21 protein-coding genes are annotated in these 22,639 nt (G+C 65.0%); 12 read left to right on the forward strand and 9 right to left on the reverse strand.

Going from position 1 to position 22,639, the window contains the following annotated elements; genetic code table 11:
- Positions 1 to 22 precede the first annotated feature (22 nt).
- Positions 23 to 538: an RICIN domain-containing protein gene (locus AW272_RS12325; RefSeq protein ID WP_157518502.1), complete on the reverse strand. Its 516-nt coding sequence runs from the start codon at positions 536 to 538 to the stop codon at positions 23 to 25.
- Between the two features lie 310 nt (positions 539 to 848).
- On the opposite strand from AW272_RS12325, the gene AW272_RS12330 reads away from it, so the two are divergent.
- From AW272_RS12330 to AW272_RS12355, 6 genes are all read left to right on the forward strand, one after another.
- Positions 849 to 1,256 carry a hypothetical protein gene (locus AW272_RS12330; RefSeq protein ID WP_066363907.1) on the forward strand — a complete coding sequence of 136 codons (408 nt, stop codon included), beginning with the start codon at positions 849 to 851 and terminating at the stop codon, positions 1,254 to 1,256.
- Positions 1,240 to 1,563: a hypothetical protein gene (locus AW272_RS12335; RefSeq protein WP_157518503.1), complete on the forward strand. Its 324-nt coding sequence runs from the start codon at positions 1,240 to 1,242 to the stop codon at positions 1,561 to 1,563. Before AW272_RS12330 ends, AW272_RS12335 begins: the two co-directional genes overlap by 17 nt.
- A gap of 76 nt (positions 1,564 to 1,639) precedes the next feature.
- Entirely contained in the window at positions 1,640 to 2,344 is a 705-nt protein-coding gene (locus AW272_RS12340; protein WP_066363910.1) for an NUDIX hydrolase, read from the forward strand.
- Positions 2,345 to 2,357: 13 nt separating this feature from the next.
- Positions 2,358 to 3,494, forward strand: a complete 1,137-nt coding sequence (locus tag AW272_RS12345) for a 5'-methylthioadenosine/S-adenosylhomocysteine nucleosidase family protein (protein WP_083958238.1) — start codon at positions 2,358 to 2,360, stop codon at positions 3,492 to 3,494.
- Positions 3,491 to 5,512, forward strand: a complete 2,022-nt coding sequence (locus AW272_RS12350; RefSeq protein ID WP_066363912.1) for a hypothetical protein — start codon at positions 3,491 to 3,493, stop codon at positions 5,510 to 5,512. Before AW272_RS12345 ends, AW272_RS12350 begins: the two co-directional genes overlap by 4 nt.
- A gap of 310 nt (positions 5,513 to 5,822) precedes the next feature.
- The gene (locus AW272_RS12355) at positions 5,823 to 6,296 is read left to right on the forward strand and encodes a hypothetical protein (protein WP_157518504.1); all 474 of its coding nucleotides are present in this window, start codon (positions 5,823 to 5,825) and stop codon (positions 6,294 to 6,296) included.
- Between the two features lie 174 nt (positions 6,297 to 6,470).
- Here AW272_RS12355 and AW272_RS12360 read toward each other — a convergent pair whose 3' ends face one another.
- The 3 genes from AW272_RS12360 to AW272_RS12365 form a co-directional block, all read right to left on the reverse strand.
- Positions 6,471 to 8,348 carry a hypothetical protein gene (locus AW272_RS12360; RefSeq protein WP_157518505.1) on the reverse strand — a complete coding sequence of 626 codons (1,878 nt, stop codon included), beginning with the start codon at positions 8,346 to 8,348 and terminating at the stop codon, positions 6,471 to 6,473.
- 108 nt (positions 8,349 to 8,456) lie between these two features.
- Positions 8,457 to 8,588 (reverse strand): hypothetical protein, encoded by a 132-nt coding sequence (locus AW272_RS45560; protein ID WP_275527294.1) that lies wholly within the window; start codon positions 8,586 to 8,588, stop codon positions 8,457 to 8,459.
- Entirely contained in the window at positions 8,572 to 9,039 is a 468-nt protein-coding gene (locus AW272_RS12365) for an IclR family transcriptional regulator (RefSeq protein ID WP_066363917.1), read from the reverse strand. The genes AW272_RS45560 and AW272_RS12365 overlap by 17 nt, the downstream gene beginning before the upstream one ends.
- Before the next feature lie 932 nt (positions 9,040 to 9,971).
- Here AW272_RS12365 and AW272_RS12370 point away from each other — a divergent pair.
- The 3 genes from AW272_RS12370 to AW272_RS12380 all read left to right on the forward strand — a co-directional run bounded on the left by AW272_RS12370 (position 9,972) and on the right by AW272_RS12380 (position 14,106).
- The gene (locus AW272_RS12370; RefSeq protein WP_083958239.1) at positions 9,972 to 10,580 is read left to right on the forward strand and encodes an aldo/keto reductase; all 609 of its coding nucleotides are present in this window, start codon (positions 9,972 to 9,974) and stop codon (positions 10,578 to 10,580) included.
- A gap of 2,011 nt (positions 10,581 to 12,591) precedes the next feature.
- Positions 12,592 to 12,906 (forward strand): hypothetical protein, encoded by a 315-nt coding sequence (locus tag AW272_RS12375; RefSeq protein ID WP_066363920.1) that lies wholly within the window; start codon positions 12,592 to 12,594, stop codon positions 12,904 to 12,906.
- Between the two features lie 210 nt (positions 12,907 to 13,116).
- Positions 13,117 to 14,106, forward strand: coding sequence for an aldo/keto reductase (locus AW272_RS12380; RefSeq protein ID WP_066363921.1), 990 nt, complete (start codon positions 13,117 to 13,119; stop codon positions 14,104 to 14,106).
- 425 nt (positions 14,107 to 14,531) lie between these two features.
- Here the strand turns inward: AW272_RS12380 and AW272_RS41970 are convergent, their stop codons facing one another.
- Positions 14,532 to 14,873, reverse strand: a complete 342-nt coding sequence (locus AW272_RS41970; protein WP_157518506.1) for a hypothetical protein — start codon at positions 14,871 to 14,873, stop codon at positions 14,532 to 14,534.
- Positions 14,870 to 15,118 carry a hypothetical protein gene (locus AW272_RS12385; protein ID WP_066363922.1) on the reverse strand — a complete coding sequence of 83 codons (249 nt, stop codon included), beginning with the start codon at positions 15,116 to 15,118 and terminating at the stop codon, positions 14,870 to 14,872. Before AW272_RS12385 ends, AW272_RS41970 begins: the two co-directional genes overlap by 4 nt.
- A 276-nt stretch (positions 15,119 to 15,394) precedes the next feature.
- Between AW272_RS12385 and AW272_RS12390 the strand changes: the two genes are divergently transcribed.
- Positions 15,395 to 16,600: a helix-turn-helix domain-containing protein gene (locus AW272_RS12390; RefSeq protein WP_169807536.1), complete on the forward strand. Its 1,206-nt coding sequence runs from the start codon at positions 15,395 to 15,397 to the stop codon at positions 16,598 to 16,600.
- 415 nt (positions 16,601 to 17,015) lie between these two features.
- Here AW272_RS12390 and AW272_RS12395 read toward each other — a convergent pair whose 3' ends face one another.
- Together AW272_RS12395 and AW272_RS12400 are read right to left on the reverse strand one after the other, a co-directional pair.
- Positions 17,016 to 18,422 (reverse strand): replication initiator, encoded by a 1,407-nt coding sequence (locus tag AW272_RS12395; RefSeq protein ID WP_174551811.1) that lies wholly within the window; start codon positions 18,420 to 18,422, stop codon positions 17,016 to 17,018.
- 575 nt (positions 18,423 to 18,997) lie between these two features.
- A complete protein-coding gene (locus AW272_RS12400; RefSeq protein ID WP_169807537.1) occupies positions 18,998 to 20,539 on the reverse strand; it encodes a recombinase family protein in 1,542 nt (513 codons plus the stop codon).
- 10 nt (positions 20,540 to 20,549) lie between these two features.
- On the opposite strand from AW272_RS12400, the gene AW272_RS12405 reads away from it, so the two are divergent.
- The gene (locus AW272_RS12405) at positions 20,550 to 20,981 is read left to right on the forward strand and encodes an aldo/keto reductase (protein WP_083958243.1); all 432 of its coding nucleotides are present in this window, start codon (positions 20,550 to 20,552) and stop codon (positions 20,979 to 20,981) included.
- A 75-nt stretch (positions 20,982 to 21,056) separates the two neighbouring features.
- Here AW272_RS12405 and AW272_RS45990 read toward each other — a convergent pair whose 3' ends face one another.
- Positions 21,057 to 21,374, reverse strand: coding sequence for a cold shock domain-containing protein (locus tag AW272_RS45990; protein ID WP_369408731.1), 318 nt, complete (start codon positions 21,372 to 21,374; stop codon positions 21,057 to 21,059).
- On the opposite strand from AW272_RS45990, the gene AW272_RS12410 reads away from it, so the two are divergent.
- A complete protein-coding gene (locus AW272_RS12410; protein WP_066363935.1) occupies positions 21,303 to 22,637 on the forward strand; it encodes a phenylacetate--CoA ligase family protein in 1,335 nt (444 codons plus the stop codon). The genes AW272_RS45990 and AW272_RS12410 overlap by 72 nt on opposite strands.
- Positions 22,638 to 22,639: the final 2 nt, after the last annotated feature.

Genomic DNA, 22,639 nt, shown 5'->3' on the forward strand with positions numbered 1-22,639 from the left:
CCGCACCGCGGCCGGTTCACCGCTACCACCAGGTGTTGTTTCCCCTGGCCAGGCGCCAGAGGCGGTCGGTCGAGTTCTGGTCGGCGTCGAGGTAGAGCGAGTCCCAGCTCCCGCCGCCCTCCCACGTCGCGATCGTGATCGCCAGCCCCGAGTTCAGCCGGGGCCGGAAGGTCCCCCACCCGGTGGGCGAATCGGCGAAAGTCTCCTCGGCCCGGCGCGACCAGTCCTGCAGCTTCGAGCCGTCGCAGGTGCGGATGACCAGGGGGTCCCCCGCGACGGGGTTGTCGGTGCCCGGCTGGAGGCACTTGTTGGCCAGCTCGTTCCTGAAGACCGTGTAGCCGTCGGGCCGCTCGTCGACCGACCAGCGCGCCGTCGTGTACTGCAGGCTCGGCGACCGCAGGCCGATCACGCGGGCGCCCTCGGCGGTGCTGTTCCCGGTCACCGCGAGGCGGCTGCCGTCCATCCGGTTGTAGACGCGGATGTCGGTGGTGTGGTCGGCGTAGGCGGGACCCGCGACTCCCAGCAGGCCAGCCGCCACGACCGGCACGACGCTACGCGCAGTGATACGCCCAGTGATACGCACAGTGAGCTTCCCCTTCTCCAGGCGGGACGCCCTTCCGGATCCACTTATACACACCCCCCGCCGGATACCGTCGGACCTGCGATTTTCCGCCTGCCCGGACGTGGCCGGATGCCTCCGGACAGCTACGGATTCCATCGGAATTTTCTCGCCATATCCGCACATCGGCAGGCCGATTGGAAATCAGTAATCAATGGTGCATGCCATCACGACAGGCATTACTCTCACAATTGTCACGGTTATCACCGCGTCCAGAAACGGATCCCCCATGCGTGATGAGCTCGCCGGAAAGGCCTCCAGAGACCTGCTCCGCGACACGGCCGTCGGCCTGCGCGTCGACGCCGGCAACCCGTCACTCAAAGAGGTCGAGAAGGCTGCGGCCGCCCTGTGCGTCGAGGAGGAGAACGCCGGCTGGGTGCGACTCCCCGACTCGACGCTGTCCGACTACCTGTCAGGACGGCGGGACGTGCTGCCCGACTGGCGCTTCATCCACACGTTCGTGGTGGTGTGTCACCGCCTGGCGATCGCCAACGGTCTGGAGCCGGAGCCGTTACGTGATCTGAAGGCCACGTTCGGAGCGTTATGGAAGGCAGCCAAGCACAAGGAGAAGGGGTCCCTCACCGTGATCACACCCTTGCCCTACCGTCAGTACGACATCCTTGAGCCGACGATCTGAGGCCTACGCGGCGGTCTCGAACCTCTGGGGAGAGCACCTGGCCGCGCCTCTACCCATTGGGCTGCGCTTCATGGCGACCGCGTCCGGTGAACCGGTGGCCTACCTCGACGCTGTGATCGCGGGGTGTGTGTCGGCGTACGTCCAGAACGAGGGGGATCTCGACGTGGGACGTATCGCGACGCTGAGTAGCTGCGCCCACGAGCTGCGCGCGCTGCATCCCGGTCTCCGGGGGGAGAACGCCGGGTATGTTCTGCAACTGATCCAGACCGCCGACGTCATCCTGGGAACCCTGGACACCGCCGCGTAACCTCCGTGGACAGATGATGGTAACCCCTGACGTTTTCGACTTCCTGTCAATCTGACAAGAAGCTACGTTGAGCCCAGTGAACACTGACTCCTGGGAAGCACCCCGCGTGCTGCTGGCGGTGGATCTGGTGATCCTTACTCTGCGCGGGCCCTCGCTGCACGTCCTGCTCATCGAGCGCGGCGTCGAGCCCCATCAGGGCGCGCTCGCGCTTCCCGGAGGATTCCTCCGCGACCTCGACGAGGACATCCTCGCGGCGGCCCAGCGGGAACTGACGGAAGAGGCGGGACTGTCCGAGGTTCCGCACCTCGAACCGCTGGGTTTCTACGGCGAACCGGGGCGTGACCCACGTGGCCGGGTGGTCTCGGCGGCCTACCTGGCGGTCGCGCCGCGCCTGCCGGAACCGGTGGCCGGCACAGACGCGGCCGAGGCCTGGTGGAGACCCGTGGACGACGTCCTGTCGGCCCGGCTGCACCTCGCGTTCGACCACCGCCGCATGGTCGCGGAGGGCGTGGAGCGCGCCCGGGTGAAGCTGGAGCATTCGGCCCTCGCCACGGCGTTCTGCCGCGAGACCTTCACCATCTCCGAGTTGCAGCAGGTCTACGAGGCCGTCTGGGACGTGCGGCTCGACCCGCGCAACTTCTACCGCAAAGTCCAGAAAGCCGAGGGATTCATCGTCCCGGCGGGACCGATGCGACGCACCGAGAACGGCCGCCCGGCCCGGCTCTTCAAAGCGGGCCCGATGCAGACCCTCTATCCCCCCATGGCCCGCTCCGCCCAGTAAAGGAGACGCGCACGTGACCCGTCGCCCCATCGTCATCCTCACCGCACTCGACCTCGAGTACATGGCCGTCCGCGCGCACCTGACCAACCTCCAGCCCTACCGCCACTCGGCCGGCACCCGATTCGAGACCGGCCGCCTGGCCGGCCACCGGGTGGTCCTCGCCCAGGTCGGCAAGGGGAACCACACGTCGGCCGTCATCACCGAACGCGTGATCTCCGAGTTCCAGCCCCACGCGCTCGTCTTCGCCGGTGTCGCCGGCGCCCTGTGGCCGCAGATCGACCTGGGTGACGTGGTCGTCGCCAGCCACGTGTACGCCTACCACGGCGGCACCAGCGAGGACGACGGCCTCAAGGCCCGCCCCCGAGCCTGGGAGACCTCCCACGAGGTGGAGCAGCTGACCCACTTCCTGCACCGCGACGGCGGCTGGAAACGCCACCTCCCGGCGGGCCAGCCGGAACCGAAGGTACGGTTCGCCCCCATCGCCGCGGGCGAGATCGTGCAGAACTCGGCCGTCTCCGCCCACGCGCGGTGGGTCCGCCAGACGTACAACGACGCCCAGGCCATCGAGATGGAGTCCGCCGGCGTGGCTCAGGCGGCCCATCTCAACAGGTCGCTCCCGATGGTCGTGATCAGAGGCATCAGCGACCGCGCCGACGGCACCAAGACGACCACCGACGGCGCGGGCTGGCAGCCGAAGGCGGCGGCGAACGCGGCGGCCTTCGCCGTCGCGGTGACCGAGGAACTGGCCAAGGAGGCCGGCCACACCACCGAGACGAAGGACGACGCCATGAGTGACCGCGTGACGAACATCGCCAAGGGCGGCGCGCAGGTGGGCGTACAGGCCGGAACCATCCACGGCGGCGTGACCGTCGGCCAGACCCCCACCGCGCACCAGGCCCCCGAGGTCGCGCTCACGGAGCTGCGCCGCCTGCTCGGCGCGGCGCGCAGAGCGGGAACCGTCGACGAGGCGACCTACACCGCGGCAGGCGAGGAGATCGACGTCGCCACCGACTCTCTGGCGGAAGGCACGCCCGAGGGCCGGAACACGGCGCTGCTCGCCCTCAAGAAGGTGAGCGGCCTGCTCATGGACGTGGCCGACCTCGCGGCCCGGGTGGTGGCCATAATCGCCGCGATCAAGGGCACGTTATGAACGACTTCGACCCGAGAGCCACCAATTACGCCGAGAACTCCACCATAGGCGTGCAGGCCGAGGCCGTGCACGGCGACATCTACCACAACGTCTACCACCTGCCGGCCGCCCCCACCTCTCAGGACCATTTCAACGTAGGCGTCAAATATCTGCGCGGAGGAATGCCGGACAAGGCCAGAGAACATATCGGTCACGCGGTGCTCCATGGCCATATCAGCAGTCGCTCCTATTTCTACCTGCTGCTCGCCCTGCTGAGCGGCCGCACCCTTCAGCAGGTGCCGAAGTCGGAGTTCAACCTGCTCCGCTCCGCGCAGAGGCGTCTGGACGACCAGGCCAACGACTCCTGGTCGCGTGGGATCCGCACGATCAACGATCTCCTGGCGGCCCTGGCCAAGGAAGATCTGGATTCACAGGCCGTCGACGAACACCTCAAGAAGATCGACCCCCAGCAGCGGGACGAGATCCTCCGCCACCTGGACATGTTCCTGAACGGCCCCATCCTCGACGGTCTCTGGGCGCGGGCATTCGACTCGGCGCATGCGAAGCGCTACGAGAACGGCCGCCTCGATCGAGCGTGGAAGTTCTTCCACCCGGAACCAGCCGGCCCTCGGGCCCGCCTGCCCACCCCGGCCCGGGTGACCTTCGGTGACCAGGCACGCGCGTGGGCGTCCACCGCCGTCGGCGCCTGGTCACTGTTCTGGCTCACGGTCGCCTCGTGGCAGAGCAGCTGGTCCGCCACGGTCACCGGCCTGCTTTTCCTGGCAGCCGGAGCTCATCTCTGTGTGAGAAACGGCCTCGAATGGCGTCATCTCGAGGCGCGGAGAAAGGCCAGATATTCGGAGCGACACACCTCGGCTCATCGACCGGCCGCCCCGGCACGGGGTTTCGCCAACAATGTCGACCGGAAGTTCGACCAATACTTCGCGAGATATCTGCCTGAGAACGCCGACCGGGACATCTGGCTGAGCGAAACCGAAGGGGAACGCCGCATTCTCCGGGACGAGGTCGTCGAACTCTACCGAGAAGACAGAACCAACGCCGACGACGTCGCCTGGCTCATCCGGCACATGGTGACCCACGTCAGGAGGCGCTGGCAGAAGGGCACGCTGTGGGAGTCCCGCGAGCCGCTGACCGTTCCCTTCGCCACGAGGGCGCAGTTCGCCGGCGGAGCCGTCGCGCTGCTCACCGGAACGGTGATCATGACGTGGAGCGCAGTGCACCTCCGCCCGGTGACCGGCGCACTCGCCGCGATGGTCATCCTCGTCTGTGCTTGGACCGCCGCCGAAAGATGGTCATACATCCGAGCCGAGCGACGGAGGTTCGCGGCCGAAGAGCAGGGACACGCGGGCGTGCTGGCCGATCGGCTCGTCGCCTACGAGAAGTGGAAGCACAGGCTTTCGGACCGGCCACAGGACACCGAGATGGCCGACTGGCTGGATCATGATCGCAAGGCGTTGATGGCCGAAGCCATGACGCGCTACAAACTCGCGGCGCGGGACATCGTCGCGCACGCCTTCATCGAGGGACCCGCGAAATCGTACAGAAGAGCGCGGGTCAATGACGGCCCGTGGCGCTACTCGCGCTATCGGATCCAGGTGCTCCTGCTGACGTGTGAAGGTGTCCGGCAGATGGCCATGAACCTCGACTTCCTGACGACCGAGATCCGGCCTGGAACCCGTCTGAGCTACCAGTACGACAAAGTGGTGGCCGCGCGGGTGGAGCCGGTCTTCGGCCGGAAGACCTTCGAGCTCACCCTGGTGAACGGCGATCCGATCAAGCTCACCGTGTCGGGTGAAGAAGACGACCTGCCCGAGGTGTCAGAGCTGACGCTCGACTCGGCCGGGCTCGGTAACACCCTGCATCTCCTTGAAGGGATCGCCGCGGAGGGGAAGAAGTGGATCGACAACGAGCGGGTGCGGGAAAAGGAGATAGTGGCCGAACTCGCACAGGCCTCAGGAACGGTCTTCGATCGGCCGCCTGTGCGGGAGAATCCTCAAGCGGCGAGGCCTGCCACGTGAACCGATCCAAGGTCATCACCGGCGACCTCGCGGCGAAGGAGCTTGAACCTTTCAACGCGACCATCGCGGCTCACAACCGGCGGCCCGAATCCCCGGATCCGATGAGGATTTCATCGACGCCGCTGGTGACAGGTCCTCCAGGCGGCCGATCCCTCGAAAGTCAACGAATGGGCCGGCGGACGGAATCGCCCTTCGGATCTCGCCGCCCGGGTGGTTATGGCCGGGTCGAAAGTGTCCGGTTGTTGACCATGGTGCGCGGAAGATGCTGAATTCGCGGTGGCCGATGTCAGCACCTTTGGGGAGGATGGCGATGTTTGCCGCGACACAGATCCGCCGAGCATGTGCACTCGGATTCGCACTGGTCACCACCGGCACGTTGGGCATCGTGGGCCTGGCGCAACCCGCCAACGCGACCGTCGCCGTGCTGAATGCCACGGTGGACTGCCTCAACGTCAACTACTCGGGAGACACCCGCGACTGGTACCCCTACAGCGTGCAGGTCTACACCTCGCCGCCCTCGTCCGCGCCCAGCCTGGTCGCGGTCCCCGCCACGCACGCGTTCCAGTTCGCCAAGGCCCTGCCCGACGGGGCCACGTCCGTGGGGATCTCCGCCCTGTGCAGCAGCGGCCACTACCCACCCGGTGACTTCAGCGGGTCGACCAGCATCACCGGCATCCCCGCCGGAACGACCGCCATCACCGCGAGCGTGACCTGCACGACGGCTCCGGTCTATCCGGGCCCGTGGCTCACCACCTGCAGCGTGCAGTCGGTGTCGTTCAGCTAGACCACTGCGCCGTCTCACGTCCACGATCTGGTGTCGGGACAGGGACTGTGTACGTTTGGGCACCACCGGATTCAAGGTCAGTCGCCTCTTGGTTGACAAACCGGAGGGCAGGCCGCGCCCTTGGGTGCATCCCAGGGGCGCGGCTGCGTCAGTTCGATCGCGACCTTCTCGTGCCTACTCCTTCGGCACGTACAGCCGGATGTTGTCGATGCGGGCCTGGCCCTCGCCGACGTTCGTGTACGGCTCACCGATGACGAAGTAGTCCGGGTAGGCCGAGCCGGCCGGCCACTGGTTGTCCCACGTCTTGGAACCGAATGCGCCCGTGGCGCGGTGCGACGTGTTGAACTGGCCGTTGTACTCCCCGGCGTCCGTGTTGTAGTGGAAGATCGGCACGTTCGCCCCGATCACGCCGGCGTCGTCGTCGATGAAGCCCCGGGTGAACCGGTAGGTCTGCTTGCCGACGTTCTTGAAGACGCCGCTGACCTCCATCGTGTAACCCGCCGGGGTGCGCTCGATGGCGAACGCGTAGTCCTTGTGGGGCATCAGCTCGGGCTGCAGCTCCACGGCCGACTTCTGCACGCCGGAAACCGGCCGGCGGTCGCAGCTCGTCACGAACGTCTGCGACTGGCCGAGCGAACCCGTGAAGTAGAGCATGTTCACCGTGGTCTTGTTGCTCGTGTCCCAGGGGTACTTCTGACCGGTCAGCGAGTTGCAGACGTCGTAGCCGTTGGTGTTCCGGGACGGGGCCGGGCTGAACTGGTCCATGAGCACCTTGCGGTGCCAGTGGTACATCGCCAGGTTCCGGGGCATCGCCGGGAAGTCCAGGATCGACATGAAGTGGAACGCGTTGTACGCCTCGTTGCTGTCCTCCCGCACCGAGCGGGTGGCGCAGGGGTCGGCCGGGTCGATGTCGTTCGGGTTGCTGACCCACGGGTAGAACGTCTTGCACTCCCCGAGGGTGTACCCGTTGTACTTGCCGTCGTAGAACAGCGAGCCGTTACGCAGGCCACCGAAGTCGAGTGTCTTGAGCTCGTACTCGATGCGGTAATACTTCGGCAGTGGCTCGGTGTTGCGGATGATCGCGCCACCTGTGTAGTGAGGCACCGTGATGTTGGCGACGGCGCCTACGGTGTCCAGCTTCTCCGTCTTGATCGACGGACGTTCGGCGGTGTCGGTGTAGCTGTCGTCGACCCGCCCAGCGCTCTCGCGCGTGGAGAGGGACGCCGTGAGCCAGCCGTCATTGCCGAACTCGGTCTCCTGCCGGTAGGTCCGCATGGTCGCCATCGACGCGTCGAACTCGGGACCGAGCTGAAGGCGGTAGAGGTCGCCGTTGTCGTCGTTGAAGTCGTCGACCGGCTCGCTGTAGTCGTCGAGCACCCACGGGCTGGCCTCAGTGCGGATCTTCTTGTTGAACGGCTCGTCGTACTTGAGCCGCCAGCGGATGGGGGTGGGTTCCGGGTCGGGGTCGGCGGCCGCGCACGGCGGGGTCACGCCGTCGTCTTCCTGGATGATCGTCAGCTTCACGCTGTGGAAGGTCACCCCGGTCGTGCCCGCCTCGACGCGGAAGTCGGCGCCGCCGTTCTCGCGGTTGGCGAACCGGGCGTCCATCAGCTCGAAGCCCGCCGTCTTCCACGTGTTCGACCCGGTGCGGTTCACCGAACCCGTCCCGGCGTACGCGCTGCTGGTCGAGTCGTACTGGACGCGGAAGGTGGCACCGCCCTCGTCGAAGTACTCGACCTGCAGGCACGCGACGTACGCGCCGTCGAAGGCGACCGCGTCGTCGACCTGGAAGTACATGTGCTGCGCCGGCGCCGAGGTCTGCACGGTCTTGCGTGCGCTCAGCCCGCCGACCGTCACGGGCGCGGTCGTGCCGTCGCCCTGCTCGATCTGGCGGAGACCGTTCTCCTCGTTGACCTCGCCTAAGGTGATCGAGGCGACGGGCCCGTCCGCGGCGGCCGGTATCGCCCCGAGGAGCAGAGATGCCCCCAGGGTGACCGCGCTCAGGGCCGCCACAGCCGAGCGACGTCCGAGATTGCGAGTTGTTGCTCTCATTGCGCTTCCTTCTCCGTTGAGCAAGGCGTCCGTTCGTGCCGCTTTGGGCCTCGGAGCCGCGCGTGAGGCGCGGCCCCCGTCACGGGTGCCGATGTGCGTTGGTTCGGTTCACTCGTCGGTCACGCTCGCGCGCAGCAACTCCTTCCCGCCTCCATCGGTGAGCACGAGCGTCGCGGTCGCACCGGACTCGACGGGTGCCGAGAGTTCGTGCGAGACGTGCGCGTCACCTGTGAGTCGCACTCGTCAGCGTGCTTCCGGTCGAGTCGCCGACCAGGGCGGCCGTCACGTCCTGGCAGATGAGGAAGGTGTCGACGGCCGTGACGATGTCCATCGCAGGCGAACCCCAGGCCGACTCCTCGCCCACGGACATGTCTATGGACGGGCTGTCCTTGAACACCGTGTGAGGAACCTCGGCTTCGACCCCGTACGCGAATGGGCTGGGCCGGTCGGGGTGGTCGATCGTGTCCTTCTTGGTCATCGTGATGTCGACGAGCCGGTAACGGCCGCCGCCGTCCTTCTCCAGGACGCCGAGCTCAAGCAGGGATGCGGCGTAGCGGGGGGCCGTGCTGACCGCGACAGGGGACGAGGCCGCCAGATCGTACGGGCTCGCACCCGCAGTGCCGGGGGACGCCGCCGTCTCCGGCAGCTCGAACCCCTTAATCGCACTCGGCGACTTCCTCGTCGTCGGCATTCCTGTCGTCACCATTCGAATAACTCGAATCCTCTTCGATTTTAGTACCTGCTCACAGCCTTGATAAATGCGATACACCTTGTCAAGGGTTTCGATTCGTGGACTTTCCCGGCCGATCGACGGATTCCTCACCGGCATTCGAGAATGTCGAATCGACGGTTCATCTCGACCCCGGCGGTCACGGCCACGGCGATGGGCACCGCGGCAAATGGTTACGCCGCTTGCCGCAAGGGGAGACAGGAGTCCGCCACACGTCGAGCGCGAGCCCGGTCACCGGCGGGCGGCGTTCGAAGGACGTCAGGCGCACGCTTGCTCGCGCCAACCCTGAGGTCCACTCGGTGGTCTTGGCCACCACCTGCATTGTCAATGGCCAATTGCTAAGCGAATCAGAACAACCTGAAGGAGGGCCTTGCATTGATTATGGGAGGCCCTCCAGATAATCTCCCCGATCTCGTCCGTGTGGCAATAATGCTCATAGCCTGCAGTTGCACTTACTCGAAATGGGGCTGCTCGCACTCTTGCCCAACTGAGCCCGATACCTTTACTTGCAGTTCGCGACTCTGTGCCGTCCGGCCCGGGCTTTCCGCACCGCAGGACGCCCACCAGTAGGTAACACGCGCCTCGGTAGTCCGGCGAATGAGCCGTACCCAGTTCGCCGTTCAGCCGGACGAAGTGGCCCTGTCACCCGTCGAACATTCACGGATGGTCTGCCACTCCTCCGGCGAAATGATCGTCTCCTGCACGCCTTGGCGGGATTGCCATCGGAGTCCCGGACAATTCCCCCGCTGATCCGCCCACCGCCCTATTCCCACCCGTGCCGACAGCCCGACCAGGCCAAAAGGTCCTCAGCGAGAAGCCCCCGTGGCGGCCCCGCACATCAGAGGAAGCCGTCACAGCGGGCGCGGACGGGCACAGGACTTAGTCTGCAGGTCATGGACTATGTACGTTTGGGCACCACCGGAATGAAGGTCAGTCGCCTCTGCCTCGGCATGATGAGCTACGGCCAACCCCGTGAGGGCTCCGAGTGGATGCTCCCCGAAGACCAGGCCGAACCCCTCGTCCGCCAGGCCGTCGAAGGCGGCATCACCTTCTTCGACACCGCCGACGTCTACTCCGCAGGCGCGTCCGAAGTCGTGACGGGCAACTTGCTGAGGAAGTTCTTCCAGCGGCGCGACGACTACGTCCTGGCGACCAAGGTCTTCTTCCCCGTCCACCAGGGCCACAACGACAAGGGCCTGTCGCGCAAGCACATCATGGCCGCCATCGACGACTCACTCACCCGCCTGGGCACCGACTTCGTCGACCTCTACCAGATCCACCGCTGGGACGACGAAACCCCCATCGAAGAAACCATGGAAGCCCTCTATGATGTCGTGAAGGCCGGCAAGGCGAGATACATCGGCGCTTCCAGCATGAGGGCGTGGCAGTTCGCCAAGGCCCAGCACGTAGCGGAGAAGAACGGCTGGACCAAGTTCGTCGCGATGCAGAACCATTACAACAAGTACTTCACTTGTCGCGGGAAGAAAACCGGGACCGCATAGCATCGCCCCAGATCGCCTCGACGAGACGACGAAGGCCGGTTGAGCTGCTGCAATGCTCCCAGCCATACCGTCTGGCACAAGATTCTCATCCAAACGATCTTTCAAGCCAAGACTGATCGGCGACGAGTTTCTCTACACGGTCAAGGCACCCCGCCTCCGGCGTGCTGCGCGCTATGTGACGCGGCCCAGCCGCCAGTACTTGGCCGGTCGCCGCACAAACCGCCTGCGTCATCTAGTAGTGCTTGAGGCGGAATAGTTCGTCGGTTCGTTGATGATGGAGCTCGTACTGGCGGGTAGGGTCCGAACCCTGAGTGAGGCGCTCGGCCATGCCGGAAGTGGCGGCTGACCAATTACTAAATGAGATCGAGCCCTCATCCAGGAATTCAGACGCAGGCACTTGATCTCCCTAAGGGTGAACGCACACGGACGGGGCCCAGCAAGTACCGGGCCCGGTCCGTGTGCCGTCCTTTGTGCAGCTAGATGATCTTGCTATCGCTGCGGGGGGTCGTCGTGCGCTGCATCGAAGCCAGCCAACTGACCTTCGGGCGAGTTTGACCCGCCATCGTGGAGAGCTGCCGGCCTGGCCTTGCCATTCGGCCCGTCGCCACCGTCCCCTGCGTCATTCCCGCCCTTCAAGGTCGTGTAGACCAGGGTGACGACCGCGACAACCGCAAGGACCGGGGCTGCACCCCAAACGCACACCGCGCAGACGGCAGTCGCAGCCGCAAGCGGGAGGCCAATCAGGTATCGCACCTTCGCGCGACACCACCTCCCGAACTGCTTCCCTATACCCCTCACCCGCACACATGCGCAAGGATGGGGGTTGGTAGGTGGATGATCCAAGTCACTCACTTGCCTTCCTGCCAGAGGCGGTTACGAAGCCTTTGGTGGGTGAGCGCCGCCGACGTCATTGAGCTGTGATGGGCCATTGCATCGGCGGCGCTCGCGGGGACGGCACTCATATTGGCGCATAAGCGACCTCCACGGCACGTCGAGTGCTCGCAGATGCCATTCCGTCATCATGAAGCAATTTCGGTCACAATTTCGGTCCCTTAGGGCACCCTAAGAACTCGTGGTAGAAATTTCGGTCATGCCGAAAATTCCATTTCTGTATTACGAGTACATGATGTGTGATTTAAAGCAATACGACAGAAACACCAAATGGCGGGATGGCTATCCATCCCGCCTCATGCACCACTGGTCGCACGATCTCGATCCGACTGAGTTTCGTTGCGGACCAACCTATGAAGATTTCGTTGCTATCTGCGTCTTTCCCACCCCACCCAGGCCCTAGCAGGAGGGAGGCACTCGGCAATCAAGACTGCAGTGCGGCTGCAGGTAACGCAGTACGCGTATCGGAGGATTGCAGTAAGCCTCTCAGATGGTGCCCTCAAAGCGTAGCAACAGGAGCAGGCCAGATCACACCCCGAACCGCGCCGCGTCTGATGGTCCGAATTGGGCGACACGTTTTGCCATACTCGATGTCGGTTGATGGAGCAGAGCATCAGGGCGTTCGGGGTTGTCAAAGACGAGTTACATGGACGTCCACGGCTGAAAGCAATCATGGGCAAGGCGTATGTCGCCGCCCTGAGTGGCGACAACGCGCGGCTCTCGGCCTCATGAAGAAGGCCGATAGGGCAGCGCTTCAGCCTCAGTGAATGGCTCTGATGACTTTCTGATCATGCTGGTGATGATGGACCCGTCGTCCGATTTTCTCGCCCTCGGTCTGTGCAAATGCTATCCGTACTTGCCAGGGCGCAGGCTTGCCGATCATCGGCGACCACGGACAGTTCACCGCCGAACCGTTCGCCACCTTCTCGGGCCGCCTGGCAGCCTTCTTGTGCCCCCTGCCTGTGCCGTCCTCTCGCCCGACTCAGGCGTCACACTGGTGCCCCCCTCTTCGCCCTCTGACAGGTGGACCCCGATGATAAACCCCCTCACACCAGTAACGGTGCAATCCCCGCCGCCTTCGTCTGCTCGCCGACGCCGGAGGTGGCCTTGGTTCGTCGGCTTGGCCGTCCTCGTCGGAGTCCTCGTCGGAGGGGCGTTCACAATCGGACGTAACTTCGAGGCGTTCTTCGGGCCAGCCCCTGATCCGTGCATGGAGGTCGCAGATGCACTAACCCAACTATCGGACAAGTTGACGCTTGCGAACGGCGAAGACGAGAAGAGGCTTGCACTTCGCGCTGCGCTGATTTTTTCAGTGAACAACTCCGAATGCCTTGGGCCGGTGCATGCGGCGGAGGCGCAAGCCATGCTGGAGCAGATGGACGCCGACGCTGCGGTTCAGCCCGACCCATACCAGCCGTTCTGGACCAGACCCTAAGTGACTCTTCACTACGTCAGCATCTATTGAGTTCGCTTTGCTCGCCTTCGCATCGTCGACGTACCCGAGCCCAAGCTGGTGCGACACCCTGGCCTAGGCGTCGCGATCATGCACGTGAAAGAGTTAATTCTGCATGGACCGCGAGGTCGAATCGATCTTCAACATCTCTATCAAATCCGACTGGCGTCGCCATCAAGCACGGAGGTAGTGGTGCACATCCGGAGACTCGGGCAGAGCATGCAGGTCTCGGCCATCGGTCTGGGCTGTATGGGTATGTCTCAGGGCTATGGGCCAAACCCTGGCTCCCGCGAAGACATGGTGGACGTGATCCGATCCGCCGTGGACGTCGGAGTGACGTTCCTCGACACCGCTGAGGTGTACTACGGCCCCTACGTCAACGAAGAACTCGTGGGTGAGGCCATCGGCCCCATCCGTGATCAGGTCCAGTTGGCAACCAAGTTCGGCTGGGACATCCAGGACGGCAAGTCCGTCGGTCTAAACTCACGCCCCGAGCACATCAAGAAGGTCGCCGACGCCTGCTTGCAGCGTCTGGGAGTCGAGACGATCGACCTGTTCTATCAGCACCGGGTAGACCCCAAGGTCCCCATCGAAGACGTCGCCGGAACGATCGGCGAGCTCGTCCAGGCGGGCAAGGTCAAGCACTTCGGCTTGTCCGAGGTAGGAGCCGACACACTCCGCAAGGCGCACGCGACGTACCCGGTCACCGCAGTGCAGTCGGAGTATTCGCTGTGGACACGAGACCCCGAGCCCGAGATTCTCCCCACCTGCGCGGAACTGGGCATCGGCTTCGTTCCGTTCAGCCCCCTCGGCCGCGGATTCCTCACCGGAGCCCTCGACTCAAGCGCCTCCTTCTCGCAGGGCGACATGCGAGCCACGATCCCGCGTTTCCAGGCTGAGAATCTCTCCGCGAACCAGTCGCTCGTCAACCACGTCCGCGACTTGGCCGATGGCAAGGGTGCCACTCCGGCACAAGTCGCTCTGGCATGGCTACTGGCCCAGGCGCCATGGATCGCACCGATCCCCGGAACCCGCAAGTTGTCCCGGCTCCAGGAGAACGCGGGCGCAACCGAGATCGGGCTGTCCGCCGATGAACGAGCCGACCTCGACGCATTGGCCGCCCGAGTAGGCGTAGCCGGTGACCGATACTCCGAGGCACACATGAAGCTCGTCGGGCACTGACGATTCAGCCCGCGTAGCGGCAGTGCTCCGCGCCGCCGTAAGCGGCCCTCCGCTCTGCCACTCGCCGGGCTGCGGCCTGGGGGCCGGTCCCGGCGGCGGCAGCTCTGGGCCGCTTCGCCGCACCGGCCGGCCGCCACACCGCGCACACTCGCCGCACCCCGGAGCACTGCCGCTCTAAGTCGAGGGTGGGCCGGACAACACTCACCGGACGAGTGCTCAATCCGACCCACCCTCTGAACCTCCGAATCGGACCGAGCAAGCGGGGGCTATCACCCGGCGCTCCCCGTCCGCGCCCCGAGGAGCCATGCCGTTCCGGAGGAGTCATACGGGCATTGGCTGCCGCGTGGCTTCCGTTCCTCAGTCGCTGGCGCTCCCTGCGGTACGGGTCCACTTGCCATCGGGATAACCGAGACAATCGCCGACGATCATCCGGTATTGACCTGATCGGTAGCCATGTTCAGCGGTCCCCAGAACGCGCGGAAGTCCCCATAGATCGGCGGAACGATGTGGCTCTCACGTGCCCTGATGTATTGGTCACAGAGACGATGAGCGGCCCCCGTGACGCTGTGCGCGTAAGTGGCAAGAGGATGCCCGCGACGACTGAGGCGAGGAGCCTGCCACCAGATCACCGCTCCATCGGCACGCGCGATCAGACCGTGCCAGATACACACCGCCACCAAGCCACTGTTGAGTTCGACGAGATAGCTGGGCACGTTACGTCTGGCCAGTTCGGCAATGAGGCGCTCTCCAGCCGTACGGGCGTTCACCGGCGCGCCACCAAACCGCCCGTGAAAGTGCCCCCAGCCATTTCGGCCGCGCGCATCTGACTACGAAGATCATCGACGTTGACCGAGTCGACGATGACGGGGCATGCGGCGGGCCAAGCCGCGAACGCCCAGAACCGGCGACTGGCGACACCGTAGAAGACCACCCAGGCCGGTTCGACGAGGTCGAGACCCGCAGCCGTCGCCCTCATCGCCGCATCCCAGTTGGGTTCCCCGAGATCAGTCACTACTCCCGGTGGACCGTTTATGTCCCGGTACCGTACGCCTCTAGCATGTTGCACGGGTCGCGCACCTCCACATGTGCGATCAAGGATCCGCCCTTGTGTGCTCGCACTTGGGCGGGTCCGACTTTTCCGGCAATTGCGACGAAAGTGATCGTCTGCCACTTACTCGGGATCTGCGGCAAGCATGTCTAGACTCGTAGTTGGATGACCACGGGTTCTTGTCCGCATGGCGTCCGCACACTGCGGACAAACAAATCCGCCACGATCGAGGAGCCGATCTTGGAGACATTCGGCGCAGCATTACGCCGTCTGCGTGGTGACTTCACGACTCGCGAACTCGCCCGCCGGGCCGCCGTGTCCAAGAGCCACATTTCCGATTTGGAGACCGGCCGACGCGCGCCCAGCGCACAAGTCGCCGCAGCTCTCGACAAGGCGCTTTCCGCCAACGGCGAGTTACTCTCGCTCTACTCCCGATCGATCTCCGTTGCACCGCATTACCCAGTGCCCGCAGAGCCACCGCGAACGGCCGACTACGTCTCAGAGATCCGAGACACGAACCTCCATCTGATCGCTCTCGACTCACGGTACGGAGGAACCGGAATCGCGGACGTCGCGCTTCAAGCCTTCCGTTCCGCCAGGCGCACGATCGCGACCGGGGCACACAACGCCAGCGAGACCGATCTCCAGGCCGCCGCAGGCGAAACCGGCGAGATCGCCGCATGGTGCCTGTACGACGGAGACCGACTGGACGAGTCACGCGCGGTCACCCACGAGGCGATGTTCATGTCCAGGCTCGCAGGTGATCGGGCCATGGAACTCTTCTCGCTCTCCCACCTGGCCCTGATCGACCTACACCAGCGACACTCACGCGACGCCTTGCGCATTGCCGAGAGCGTCATGGATCCGGGAGTTGTCGCCCCTCGGCTCGGAGCACTATTCAAGATCCGGGCAGCACGCGCACTGGCTCAATCAGGAGACCGGCGCCGATCACTCGAAACTCTCGCCCAGGCCGAGAGCGCGTTGCTCGACTCGGTGCATCCACGTGACCCTCACTGGACGTGGTGGCTGGACTCCTCGGAAATGGCCGTTCAAAGAGGCCTGCTCTATCTGGAGTTGGGCGAATACTCGGCGGCGATGCCCCACCTGAACGACGCCGCGCACGGCCGGATACGCCGCGACCCCTACGCCCCAGCGAATGGCACAAGCATCACAGCGCACGGCGAAGAATGGGGCCGCGCGGCATACAACGATCTGATTCATCTCTTCCTGGCGCTTGCCATGGCCGAGGCGTGGTCAGATGCCGAGCCGATCGCCGCGACCGTCACCGAGTTCACCCGCGAAGTGGTGTCGGCTCGCAGTGAGGTGATGTTGAAGACAGCCGTCAGGCTCGTCTTCTCGGCAAGTCCTCAAGGAGGACCATCAGGGAGCCTGCTCGACCTGTCGGAGGAGATCTGCCGCGCCCGAGCGTGGCCTGTCTCCCGGTAAGACCATGGGGCGCCGACTCTTTCAGCTAAATACGGGACTCATCCCCCGACTCCGGCCCGACGTATATTTCGACTCCTTGCGAATCCCAAGCTCGCGTATATCCGCCCACCGTGGCGCAGACTTCTATAACTCCTTCAGTCAGTCGAACCATACCTTGTTCGGTCCCGTCGAACCATTCCACCGTGATTATTTCGCCTGCGCGGAGTGAATACTCCCGCGCGGTCGGCTCAAACATGAGAACGATGTCGTGGTCCACTTCAATCTGAAAGCGCATGGGATATTTTTACCAGCGGCCCAGGTGCCATCGGAGGAGTTTCGGCCGGGATAGAGAGCTTCGCCGAACGTCGTCGTCCGAACTCGCTTCGCTCCCCCTTCGGGTGCCTACGGCATTCCGCCGGCCCACCACTCCCACCGTTCAACCTTGAGCAGCCTGCCGCCGTTCGTTCTCCCGCTTGATGCGCCGAGCCGTCGACACCTGTTGCCGAGCGATCTCCGCCCAGAAGTGTTCGCCCTTGCCATGCCCGCTTCCCCCGTACCGCCACTGCGACATGGTGACCGTTTCCCGGTCGTCGTCTGCTAGTCCCAAGGACTCGCGAGCCAACGACGCCCGATAGTCGGCACGGACCTGGCGGAGAGCGCCCAGGGTCGTCGAGTACTGGCGTGACTTGGTCGAGAAGTGGCCCCGGAAGCCGAGCATGTGCGCCCATTGCTTGAGTCGCAGGTGGTCGAAGCCCGGCATCATCGACAGCGCCCAGCAGGTGTAGATCATCCTCCGAGCGTGCTCACTCACCTTGAGGTGGTCGATCTGTTCGGGATGTCTCACCCGCCGGTCCACCGTTCCGGCCGACTCAGTACCCTTGGTGGCGTACTTGGCGATGTAGGCCGCCACCCGGCCATCCGTCATCCCGCCTAATTCCGCGCCGACGTAGACCGGCTGCACGTCGAGTTGCCTACCCCACCGCAGAACGACACGACGCTCCTCGTCGCCCCGTACTCCGGTCGAAGCCGTCACCTTCACCCGTTCGGCAGTTCGTCTGATCGCCTCGTCCAGCAAGGGAACGGTTGCCCACGACGGCGGAGGGTCGCCAGGACCGGCCGGGCCGTCGAGGCGGATCACGGCGTGGAAGTGAACCAGGCCGCGCGTCTGGTATTCGGCAACCTTGGCGTAGGAGACACGCAGGCTCCGCCGCAGTTCGGCCCGGGACACCCCGCGCTGATGCGCAAGCGTGGTCAGCACGTCCCGGGTGAAGCACCGCCACAACTCCCCGGCGTGGGCGTTCCACAGGACCGCGCCCGAGTAGTCGAAACAGTCGGGGCAAATGGGCTGCCCCAGCCGTGTGTCATCTTCGCCATGACGCACCCGGCACCCTTCCGGGCGTCCGTGCACACAGAGCGGGTCGCCCCGCCGAGGACGGCACGACATGGCCTTGCCTGCCCGCTCACGTCGAGAGTGCACCGCCCCGAAGGACGGCGCAGTGAAGGTGGCGAACACGCGAGGGTGCACGCTGACTTCCTCCGGCACGCCCTTGCCGCCCTGCAGCCCAGAGATGATCAGGTGGAAGGTATCGTCCCGATACACCTCCGAGCAGGCCGGGCACCGGGAGGCCCGCCGGTTCCCGCAGGCGGTCAGCAGGTAGCCGGTCGGCTCGTCAGCCGTCCGGTAGGTTTCGACGATCTCGCCGGTCTGTGCGTCGGCGACGTACCGCTCACCATGCAGCCGGATCGGTTGGGCGCACCCGCCCGTGGCCTTGACCATCTGCTGCCAGCGAGAAAAGTCCGGCAGTGCCGCCCGTTCGGCAGCGGCGTACATGTCGGCGGTCAAGCGTCCGGTCATGAGGCCATCGCCTCCTCTCCAGAAGACGAGGAGGCGGGTTCGTCGATGTCGCCACTGATCTCGACACCAAGGATGCAGCCAATTCGCTGCCACTTCTGATCTGACCACCGGGGGCGTTCGGCGGCTTTCTTCCTGCCCCACTCACGAGCTGAGGTTGCAGGGCGCATAGTCAAGCGGTGACCTCCTAACTCTCGAAGGAGTGGAGGCACGCCAGAAAGCAAGCTCACAGGTGAGGCCGTCGCCGCGCGCAGCAGTGTCGGCACCGACGACAAGCCCCGACGAGTCGCTTCATCGAGAGTTATTTGGAGGCAATCATGTATTGGCTATTTGATGTGGAAACGTTCTCCACTGGCGCCACCCGGCGGCCGAGAGCCCACCCCAGCCTCATCTTTTATTTTTTGTATGTTGGCTTAGGTCAGCGGTTCGCGGTCGAATACCCCGCTGGGGAGCTACCCCGCGCCAGGCGCCACCCCGGCATGCGACTCGTAGTTGCCTGAGAGCCACTCGCGTGTCTCCGTGCCATCTACAACTACCAGGCCACACCGACAGTTCCCGAACGTGATTCAGCCTTCAGACCAAATGGGGTCCAGTAGGTCGGGATTGAACACCTTGCTCCCCTTGATTCCCGGATAGACGATCACCGCTCGAAACGCCTCGCGAAGATAGGCCCGCTTCGTGGACAGCGGCATACCGCCTTCCTCCTCCGACTTGTACCAGCGCCGCCGGAAGTCTTCCACGTCGATGACCTGCCGGGCCGCATCCCGCTCCACCGCCGCCGTGTGCTTCTTCGACTCACCACGAAGGCGGGCGATCGTCTTTTCCAGATCACCCGCCAACTGGAAAAACAGGTCATTGGACATGCCGCCTGAACTCCACTGGACAGAGAGCGCCTTCAGGCGCCCTTGGGCGTCGTTCAGTTCTTCCTCGCCCGTCCACTCTTGAGACCGGATTCCCTGCCGCCGGGCCATCTCCTTGTCTTCCAGGCTCGCCAGCAGAGCCTCAGAGATGAACTCGTCCACCAGGTCACCCCGCCGCGCGACGCCGCCGCAACCGCCCTCCGACTTGGACGGGCAGGAGTACAGGTGGTGCTCGACGTCCTTCTGCCGTGTCACCCGCAGTTTGGTGTTGCACCGAACGCCGTCCGGCTTGGCCTTCCCGCACCGCAGGATGCCCACCAGCAGGTAGCGCGCATCCCGATAGTCGGGCGAGTGCGCCGGGCCCAGTTCGCCGTTCCGGAGGACGAAGCGCCCCTTTCGCGCGTCGAACATGTCGCGGATGGCCTGCCATTCCTCCGGCAAAATGATCGTCTCCCACACGCCCGTCACGGGATTGCCGTCAGGACCTCTGACGAGTTCCCCGCCGATCTCCCGCCACCCGCAGAGACGTGGGTTCGTCAACACCACCTTGAGAGACCGCGAGATCCATTCGTTGCCGAGGCTGGTCTTCACGCCGAGGCGCTGCCACTCCATGACGATCGAATGCACGGACCGGCCACCGATGAAGTCCTGAGCCGCCTTACGCACCAGGTCAGCCTCAGCCGTGTTGAGGGTGCGCCGGTCTTCGTTCCACCCGAACGGCCGAGGTCCGCCACTTGGAACGCCTCGCTGTGCGCGCGACTGGTGAGAGGTGCGCATCCGGCGCTGCATCTTGCGGACCTCCATCTTGGAGATCACCGCCCCGAACAGGCCCATGCTCTCCACGTCTTCGCTGTACAGGTCCTTGACCTGCCGCTTGTCGGCGTAGACCCGCCCGTCCCGGTGGGTGAAGGCGTCCACGACCCGCTGATAGTCACCGGGACGCCGCACCAATCGGTCATCGGCGACGACCACCAGGCCGCTAACAGATGTGCCGTCCGAGAGCCCGCCGGCCTTGAGGACCTTCAGCAGGAGCTCGAAGTCGTCGCGAACCACGTCCATCTTCGCGGCCGACTTGTCGTTGTCGGTGAACTCCGCCACCACGACCCAGCCGTTCTTCTTCGCCGTCTCGTGGTTGATGCGGTGCTGGTCCTCCACGCTGTGCTCATCCCGCCGAATGTCGGCAGAGGCGCGAGCGTAGGACACGACAGGGATCATCCCGCTGGTCAGCGCTACCGAGAGCTTCTGCATACGCCTCATCATGCATGAGTTGCACAACTACAACCTCCTCTACCGCGAGGAGGAGCGCGAGATGATCCCGCTCTGCGCAGACCAAGGCGTGGGCCTCATCCCGTGGTCCCCTCTGGCCAGGGGCCTCCTCGCCCGCGCCGGACAGGACCAGCACACCACCCGCCAGGACGGCGACGGCAACCGCCAGCGCTTCCTCTACGGCGGCCCCGGCGACGAGGACGTGCTGGCCAAGGTCGCCGAACTGGCGAACGAACGCGGCGTCGCCCCCGCCACACTGGCCCTGGCCTGGCTGCTCCACCAGCCCGGCATGGTCGCCCCCATCATCGGCGCGACCAAGGACAGCCACATCCCCGACGCCCTGGCCGCCGTCGGCCTCGACCTGTCGGAGAAGGAACTGGCCACCCTGCAGGATCCCTATCAGCCCAGGTCAGCTCGCTTCTGACCGGCGATGCACCGGGCCGCCGTATGCCGCGGACATGCGGCGGTTCTCCTGAGATCCGCGACCACGCCGGCCGGATCAGCCTGCTTCCACAACGGACACCGCCCGGAACGGATATCCTTCCTGACCCGGCGACTCCCATTCGAGGTCCACTTCCTGGCCGGCTTTCAACGCCCGATATCCTTCGGCACGAATATGGCTGAAGTGCGCCCAGCACCCCCCGGGCGTCTCCGGTGAGTCGATGACTCCCCAACCCTCGTCGGCGTTCCACTCCCGCACTACACCTCGAACGCCCACCGCAAGCCTCCCGCTAAAGTCGCCCTCATGGCGCCCCTCGAGCTGTTCCACCGCGTCGCGGAAACCGTCCCGGCCTATGCCGCTTTCCTCAGAGACCACGGCATCGACCCCGCCGCCATCCAGACGGCCGCCGACTGGGAAACGCTCCCCTTCACGACCAAAGACAACTACACGAGGCGCCATCCTCTCAACGACCTCTGCCGCGACGGCACGCTCCAGGGGATGATCGCCGTCAGTTCGGGCTCGACCGGCGAACCGTCGTTCTGGGCCAGGACCACCGACGACGAGAAGGTCATCGCCGACCGCTTCGCCCAGGTCCTCGACGGTTTCGGCCGCAAACCCACGTTGGCCGTCATCTGCTTCTCGCTCGGCACCTGGGTGGGCGGGCTGTTCACGCTTGCCTGCGTCAGGCATCTGGCCGACCGCGGCTACCCGATCACCGTCGTGGCACCGGGCAACAACCCGGCCGAAATCCTTCGGGTCGTCCCCAAGCTGGCGCCGTTGGCCGAGCAGACGGTCCTCTTCGGATATCCGCCCTTCATCAAGGACGTCATCGACACCCCGGACGTCCCCTGGGACCAGTACAACATCAAGATCGTCACCGCGGGCGAGGTCTTCTCCGAGGAGTGGCGCACGCTCGTCGCCGACCGCGCGGGCATCGCCGACCCCGAAACATCCTTCGCATCTTTGTACGGCACCGCCGACGCCGGCGTCCTGGGCAACGAGACGCCGCTGTCCATCGAGATCAGAAGGCATCTGGCCGCCCATCCGGAGAAGGCCAGGGAACTCTTCGGCGCCGACCGGCTCCCCACGCTGGTCCAATACGACCCGGCAGTCCGCTACTTCGAGGAGTCCGACGGCACCCTGCTCTTCACGGGCGACAACGGCGTCCCGTTGATCCGCTACCACATCGCCGACGAGGGCGGCCTGATCCCCTACGCCGACATGCTGGAGAAGATCGGCTTCCAGCCGAAGCAGCGAGGCCCGGAACTCCCCTTCGTGTACGTCTTCGGCCGCAGCCGCTTCGCCGTCTCCTTCTACGGCGCCAACGTCTACGCCGAGAACATCTCGGTGGGCCTGGAACAGCCCGAGGTCAACAAGGCCGTGACCGGCAAGTTCGTCCTGGAGGCACCAGAAGGCGCCGAGGGTCTCCACGTCACCGTCGAGTTGGCCCGGCGGCAGGAGCCGTCGGAAGACCTGGCCAAAGAGATCGCCGCCCGGATCCTCATCCACCTCAGGCGCCTGAACAGCGAGTTCACCCATTACGTCCCCGAGAGAAAACAGCTCCCGCTGATCACCCTGCGCCCCTACGCCGACCCCACCGACTTCCCGCCCGGCGTCAAGCACCGCTATGTACGCTGATC

The sequence above is a fragment of the Herbidospora mongoliensis genome (assembly GCF_001570545.1).
Taxonomy (GTDB): Bacteria; Actinomycetota; Actinomycetes; order Streptosporangiales; family Streptosporangiaceae; genus Herbidospora; species Herbidospora mongoliensis.

Bases quoted from the DNA above. Each gene is read 5' to 3' on its own strand.
- AW272_RS12355 (WP_157518504.1), top strand. From the start codon at position 5,823: ATGTTTGCCGCGACACAGATCCGCCGAGCATGTGCACTCGGATTCGCA.
- AW272_RS12330 (WP_066363907.1), top strand. From the start codon at position 849: ATGCGTGATGAGCTCGCCGGAAAGGCCTCCAGAGACCTGCTCCGCGAC.
- AW272_RS12370 (WP_083958239.1), top strand. From the start codon at position 9,972: ATGGACTATGTACGTTTGGGCACCACCGGAATGAAGGTCAGTCGCCTC.
- AW272_RS12360 (WP_157518505.1), bottom strand. From the start codon at position 8,348: ATGAGAGCAACAACTCGCAATCTCGGACGTCGCTCGGCTGTGGCGGCC.
- AW272_RS12400 (WP_169807537.1), bottom strand. From the start codon at position 20,539: ATGCAGAAGCTCTCGGTAGCGCTGACCAGCGGGATGATCCCTGTCGTG.
- AW272_RS12365 (WP_066363917.1), bottom strand. From the start codon at position 9,039: ATGCCGACGACGAGGAAGTCGCCGAGTGCGATTAAGGGGTTCGAGCTG.
- AW272_RS12410 (WP_066363935.1), top strand. From the start codon at position 21,303: ATGGCGCCCCTCGAGCTGTTCCACCGCGTCGCGGAAACCGTCCCGGCC.
- AW272_RS12405 (WP_083958243.1), top strand. From the start codon at position 20,550: ATGCATGAGTTGCACAACTACAACCTCCTCTACCGCGAGGAGGAGCGC.
- AW272_RS12350 (WP_066363912.1), top strand. From the start codon at position 3,491: ATGAACGACTTCGACCCGAGAGCCACCAATTACGCCGAGAACTCCACC.